We start from the raw sequence: 1,248 nt of genomic DNA, 5'->3' as shown, positions 1-1,248 counted from the left end.
TTCACCGTACCGGATTGGTCAGGTGTTGCGCTCAGTTTTTGCCGCCGCCGTGTCTTGTCACAAAACATATTTTATAAAAGTGCGATCAGCGTTGCTGGGGTGGTGCAGTTGAGCCAACAATCGAACAGATTGGGCTGTGGCTGCTCTTCAGGCAGTCAATTACCTGGTCGTCTAAAAAGACAGTCTTAACACCTGTCCGTACACCACACTGCAAACAATAAAAAGGAGCAATATTCATGACGGTTTGTTTTCTTCGTGGGGCGTCAGGGTCCGATCAGTCATTGCGACTCGATCCGCGTCGGCCGGGCATGAATCTGACAACAGATTTTCATCACCTGGCAACCCGCCAGTCCGCGTTTTCGATGGCGCAACTTGCCGAGCAGCAGTCCCGTTTATCCGGCCCGTCCGGGTTGTTCATGAAACTGATACGACAGATTCGCTCGCATGGCCGTCAGGCGCTATTGTTCGAGGACCTTGCCCAGTTCGAGGGGCGCAAGCGTCAATGGCTGGCCGAGCGCGCCGTGCAGTTCGCACTGGGCCTGCACGGCCGCCGGCCAGAGGTCGATAACCCCTTCAAAGGCAAACTGCGTGAAGACCTGTGCTGCATCATGTTCGACGACCTGTCGCTGCACACCTTGGTCGAGCGTTACGCGGCCAGTGAAGCCCTGCGACGACACGACAGCGAGTATTTCAGCAAACTGATAGCCACGACACGAAATACCGTGGAACGGCGCATCGTCTTTCACGGGCTGCTGGAACACTTCGACAGGCTGCTGCCCATCGAAAAAAGTATCTACCCACTCAACTACCGCGGCGTTCAACACGCGCACCTTGAGCAGGAAGAAGCCCTGTACGGCAAACTGATAATGGCACAACCCATTAGTGCACTGCTGCAAGTGCACACGCCTGAGTGGCTTCTTGAGAATCTGTCTTCGTTTGAGTTTTCGATTGATTGAGTGTGTGTTCTGCTGAAGTGCTTTGCATAGCATTTAAGTTCGTGTGGTATACACGCTCTGGAAAAAATAGTTATTTCACGGTTATTTTTATTTTATAAAAGTGGTTGGCGGGTTTTTCAGTTGGTAAAGTGTTGGCAAGTCAAGCACGCTTCGTGTGTGGTTTTCTTTCTGGAACTCGAATAGGTTTGGCGGCGGCAAAAACTGAGCGCAACACCTGACCAATCCGGTACGGTGAACCTATGTCATATCATGAACTCAGCATTGAAGAACGCATCACGATCCAGTTTGGCCA

General features: G+C 51.9%; 2 protein-coding genes. Both read left to right on the top strand.

Features of this window, described 5'->3' with window-relative positions; all coding sequences use genetic code 11:
* The coding region (locus DW49_RS1000000133425) for a hypothetical protein (RefSeq protein WP_206539579.1) at positions 1-189 on the top strand (189 nt) is incomplete at its 5' end.
* A gap of 47 nt (positions 190-236) precedes the next feature.
* Positions 237-956, top strand: coding sequence for a hypothetical protein (locus DW49_RS0124170; RefSeq protein ID WP_005616240.1), 720 nt, complete (start codon positions 237-239; stop codon positions 954-956).
* Positions 957-1,248 lie beyond the last annotated feature (292 nt).

The sequence above is a fragment of the Pseudomonas avellanae BPIC 631 genome (genome assembly GCF_000444135.1).
GTDB classification, from domain to species: Bacteria; Pseudomonadota; Gammaproteobacteria; order Pseudomonadales; family Pseudomonadaceae; genus Aquipseudomonas; species Aquipseudomonas avellanae.
The sequence above is the reverse complement of the archived record's forward strand: the minus strand, read 5'-3'. Positions and strand labels throughout refer to the sequence as shown.